The following is a 214-nucleotide window of genomic DNA, read 5'->3' as shown; positions in this document are numbered from 1 at the left end:
TTTTTTTTTTGTTGTTTAAGATTTGGAGTATATAGGGTAATAATTGCAGGGTGGTCTTCTAATTGTAAATATTCTTTATTAGGGAGACTACGAGCTGTAGCTCAGACTATTTCTTATGAAGTAAGGCTAGCTTTGATTCTTCTATCGTATGTTATTTTAGTAGCCGGGTTTAATTTAAATTTATTTATTGAATATCAATCTAATGTATGATTTA

General features: G+C 28.5%; 1 protein-coding gene. It reads left to right on the top strand.

Features of this window, described 5'->3' with window-relative positions; genetic code table 11:
* Positions 1-210, top strand: a 210-nt coding sequence (locus NET03_RS13420; RefSeq protein WP_252129388.1) for an NADH-quinone oxidoreductase subunit H, incomplete at its 5' end; no start/stop codon positions are given.
* Positions 211-214: the final 4 nt, after the last annotated feature.

Origin of the sequence: Thermomicrobium sp. CFH 73360, assembly GCF_023806465.1 — a bacterium.
GTDB lineage: Bacteria > Chloroflexota > Chloroflexia > Thermomicrobiales > Thermomicrobiaceae > Thermomicrobium.
This window is presented reverse-complemented; position numbering and strand designations above follow the sequence as displayed.